Below are 4924 nucleotides of genomic sequence, written 5' to 3' on the forward strand. Positions count from 1 at the left end.
CCGTCCGGTACCAGTCCGCCACAGTCCCCAGGACCCAAACCCCCGTCCCCCAATCCCCAATCCCCAGTCCCCAGTCCCCAATCCCCAACCCCCAATCCCCAGTTCAATCTCTATCGTCAAGTTCATAGCTAGTGAAGGTATTGTAATAAAAGCGATTCCTGGATAAAACAAAAAGTTTATATGACCTCAGTTTCTCCTCACAAAAAAGCCAGAGCCTTAAAACCTACCAGCCGCCGCCCTGCAAAAGAACTCTGTAGCGAGTGCGGACTATGTGATACATACTATATTCATTATGTCAAGGAAGCCTGTGCTTTTATTAATCAGCAGATAGGCGAACTTGAAGCAGAAACACACACGCGATCGCGTCATCTCGATAACCCCGATGAACTCTACTTTGGTGTTCATCAAGACATGATGGCAGCGCGGAAACAACAGCCCATTGAAGGCGCACAATGGACGGGTATTGTTAGCAGCATCGCCATTGAAATGCTGAATCGCGGCTTAGTTGAAGGTGTGGTGTGTGTGCAAAACACTAAAGAAGACCGTTTTCAACCCATGCCCGTCATCGCTCGTACTCCAGAAGAAATACTAGCAGCGCGGGTAAATAAACCAACACTTTCCCCAAACCTTTCTGTGTTGGAACAGATAGAAAAATCAGGGATGAAGCGACTGTTGGTAATTGGTGTTGGTTGCCAAATCCAGGCATTACGAGCCGTAGAAAAACAACTTGGTTTAGAAAAGCTATATGTTTTGGGTACGCCCTGCGTAGACAATGTTAACCGCGCTGGACTGCAAAAATTCTTAGAAACCACCAGCCGATCGCCAGATACAGTCGTGCATTATGAATTCATGCAAGACTTCCGGGTTCACTTCAAACATGAGGATGGCTCATCTGAAACAGTGCCTTTCTTTGGCTTGAAGACCAACAAACTCAAAGATGTTTTTGCCCCATCTTGTATGAGTTGTTTTGATTATGTCAACTCCCTAGCCGATTTAGTCGTTGGCTATATGGGCGCACCCTTCGGCTGGCAATGGATTGTAGTCAGAAATGACACTGGCAAGGAAATGCTGGATTTGGTGAAAGACCAGTTAGACACTCAACCAGTGACATCTAAAGGCAACCGGAAAGAAGCTGTACAGCAAAGTATTCCTGCTTACGATAAAGGCGTTACCCTCCCCATGTGGGCAGCAAAACTGATGGGTGTGGTGATCGAAAAGATTGGCCCCAAGGGTTTAGAATATGCGCGGTTTTCCATTGATTCTCACTTCACTCGGAATTATTTGTATGTGAAGCGAAATCATCCAGAAAAATTAGAGGCGCACGTTCCAGATTTTGCCAAGCGTATTGTGGAGCAATATAAGTTACCAGAATAAATTGGGGCATTGGGATTAGGGGAGAGGTGACAGGTGATAGGTAATAGGGAATAATCTGTACCCTGTAACCTGTACCCTATTCCCTTCTTTACTCCCCACTTAGTTGTAACTACTAGCTTGACGAGTAAACATCAAGTGATACTGTCCGCCTAGTTCCATGAGTTCGTCATGAGTACCTACCTCGATAATTTGACCGTGTTCTAGTACTACTACTCGGTCTGCTAATTTTGCTAAGGCGAGGCGATGGCTGACTACAACAGCTATTCTTCCCTTCGCTAGGGTACGCAAAAGATTGTAAATCTCATGTTCTGTTTTCGGATCAAGGTTCGCTGTTGGCTCATCAAGTATGAGGAGTTCGGCTGGAGAGAGTCGCAACAAAGCACGAGCGATCGCTAATCTCTGCCATTGTCCTCCTGATAGATCAATACCGCCTTCTAGCTGTTTGCCTAAAAGAGTTTCCAAACCTTGATCTAGCTTCTCAATTACTCTCGCCAAACCAGCCTCAGCGATCGCTTCCCTAATTGCCTCATCATCCTGCATTTTAGGTAAATTCCCAAAGGCAACATTTTCCCGCACAGTAGTCGGAAACCGAGCGTAATCTTGCATAACTACGTCAATCCGCGATCGCAAATCTTCTAAGGGGAGCGATCGTAAATCCTGCCCATTCCAAATAATCGCACCTTGGCTAGGATCATAAAGGCGACATAATAGCTTTGCTAATGTCGTCTTGCCAGCACCATTCTCACCCACTAATACAATCATCTCGTTGGGGTGAATCGTCAGATTGATGTTTTTCAGGATTGAGCGATCGCTGTTGGGATAGGTAAAGGAAAGATTTTTGAGAGAAATGCCTGTCTGCGATGGTTCATAATCAGTTGTATTCAGACGCGATAAAGCTTGCTTATGATGATTCCCATTTCTTTCAAAGTTCTTATTATTAGCAGCTAATTCCCCGACTTCTCCCCATGCCTTTGTGACTGACTTTGATTGCAACTCTGGATTAGAACAAGACAACTGCGGCTCTAACTCCAAAAGCTGGAAAATGGGGGTTGTTGCCAGTGCAATATTATATAACTCTGATCCCCCAGACATCAGATTCTCCAAACTCCGACGCACTTCCAAAATTACCCCAGTGTAAAGTGCTAAATCCCCTAATGTATGGGTTCCACCTAGCACTCCCTGGACTACGTATATATATGGCAACGCCAAACCGAAACCACTTAATAAAGACCAGCCAATAACCGCTGTTGTCCCCCGACGGCGGATCTGTTCCATTGCTCTAAAAATGGTACGGTAAAGTCCGTGCCAGCGTTCTAGCAGTAAGGGTTGCAAGCTAAACAAACGTATTTCTTTGGCGTATGTCTCCCCAGTTAAAACCGTTTTATACAAGTTCATTTCCCGAAGAACACTTGCTTGGGTTTTTTCTATCCTCCAAGCTTGCTTACGGTATTTCATCTGCACATACATCACAGGGGTAACGCAGCTAAATAAAATTATTGGTACCCACCAAGCAAGGGACATCGAAAGCAGTATGGCTGGAATGAAGATGAAAATTCCCTCTAATAGCGTCACGAGCCTGAGACAAAGCTCTGGAAGTCTTTGCACTCCCTTTTCGGACAACTGCACCAAATTGAGCAAATCGGGTGTTTCAAACAGGGCAATATCTTCAAAAGTGGCAACCTTCTCAATCACTTGTCCTTGGGCGAAGCCGAGAATGCGATCGCGTAGGGAAGTATATACAAAAGCATTGATGTTAGCGATCGCATCACTCACCAAATTTACCAGCAGTGAACCTGCAATACTGGAGAGTAGCAGCGGTTGAGAAAGTATCAAGGCGATCGCATTCTGCGTTGTCCCGGCGCTCAATAAGCGGGTTATTTCATCGATGATTACCTTGTTGAGCCAAATGGCGATCGCTGGGCCTGCACCAGCCACTAAAGTCAATATTGCGACATAGCGTAGCTCCTTTGGAACTACCTGCATCACCGTTGCCACACTCCGGCGAAATGCTTGGAATGGAGAAATTTCAATTATTTGCATATATTTTAAAGTAGCAAATAATAGCAAAATTCCTAGACAGACGTTGTGATCTGAATGGCACTAAGAAAAACCCAAAAGCTTGTGTCGTCTCGTTCCCAGCCTGGAGGCTGGGAATGTATTTAAAAGAGGCTCTGCCTCAATTCAAGCTACTGGAGGCGGAGCCTCCCAGAATGGATTCCCAGCCTCCAGGCTTGTTCCAGTCAGAACAAGGGCTGTATCTTTTCTTAGTGCCATTCCGTTGTGATCTCAATGTCATTAACGAACTTTAGGGGTTTAAGTCCTAGCTTTTGAAGGGCATCACGTTTTGATACCTAAGCTAAATCCCCGGACGCTCTCTACGAGACGCTAAAAGCGAACGCAGACTCCTAACACAAAACGTCATTGCGAATTGGTTTAATTTTCCACCCAGTCCCCAATCCCTAATCCCCAGTCCCTTATACAGCACTTTTAGGAACAAAAATAAAAAAAGGTTAAAAGACAAAAGTAAAAAGAAAATTTCATCTCTTTTCCTTTGCCGTTTAACCTGATTCTGCAAAAACTTTAATGCTTTATTTGTTAAGGATTCAATCAGATTTATGCTAGGTCGCAACGCACAGCCACAGACGTTTATGCTGTTCCCAGCTTGTTGTTAAACATCGCAACCTAGATGTAATCAAATTGCTCCTCTGGTTTTAGCAAAATATTAATTAGAAAGTAAATTTACTATTACTTCACTTCACTGGGTTCAAACTTAGTCACCTTACCTTTTTTCACGGCAACAATCACATCATAGTGTGAACAGTAAGCAAATGTGACATTATTGGCTTTGTTATAAAGGTTAACTACGTGACCTGCACCACCTGGCTGGATACCGATTGGCTCCAAGTCAGTAAAAAAGAAACGACGCAGTTGATCGCCACTACCAATCTGACCTTTATTCTTAGTGAGCAAGTCTATTTTCTGTGCTACAGACAATTCTTCGGCTGCTGAGGCCTGCACTAATAACGGATTGATCGCTTTTAATGGTGCGTCCCAAACTGTGAAAAAACCAACCAAAGCAACACTTGTAAGTAGGGATGCGAGTTTCATTTGCTACTTCTCTTTTTTGTTTTATCCTGAACATCCAAAGCATCTCAGGAAGGAGTGAGAGCTTATTGAAACTTGACCACTATTTTCATGAATTTATCCCTTGAGAAAATTTAGTTAATTCTCAGCAATTTCTCAGGCAATGATGAGGCCTCTTGCATAAATCAAAAATAAGAAAGAACCCCACCCCGCCCAAGCTATGCTTTGTCTCCCCTCCCCGCAAGCCTACGGTGTACACACAAGTCCTAAAAACCTAGCTTGATAAGCATTTCCTCGTTCCCAGTCTCCGACTGGGAATGCATTCATTGAGTCTCTGACTCAATATCTGACTAGAGGCAGAGCCTAGGGTGTTGACTCTGTACCCTTTAGCCCGTAAGACTTCATGCAAAAAATGTGTCGCCTGTTTTTGACCTAAACTGCCTGTTTCAGGCAGTTTAGGTCAAAA

3 protein-coding genes are annotated in these 4924 nt (G+C 44.3%); 1 reads left to right on the forward strand and 2 read right to left on the reverse strand.

From position 1 onward, the window contains the following. Positions 1–180 precede the first annotated feature (180 nt). Entirely contained in the window at positions 181–1374 is a 1194-nt protein-coding gene (locus RRG12_RS41365; protein ID WP_069071007.1) for a Coenzyme F420 hydrogenase/dehydrogenase, beta subunit C-terminal domain, read from the forward strand. A gap of 99 nt (positions 1375–1473) precedes the next feature. Here the strand turns inward: RRG12_RS41365 and RRG12_RS41370 are convergent, their stop codons facing one another. Then, complete coding sequence (locus RRG12_RS41370) at positions 1474–3414, reverse strand: ABC transporter ATP-binding protein (RefSeq protein WP_420763173.1); 1941 nt, start codon at positions 3412–3414, stop codon at positions 1474–1476. 705 nt (positions 3415–4119) lie between these two features. Next, positions 4120–4482 (reverse strand): hypothetical protein, encoded by a 363-nt coding sequence (locus tag RRG12_RS41375; protein WP_069071005.1) that lies wholly within the window; start codon positions 4480–4482, stop codon positions 4120–4122. Between the last annotated feature and the right edge of the window lie 442 nt (positions 4483–4924).

The sequence above is a fragment of the Nostoc sp. CALU 546 genome, from assembly GCF_048836525.1.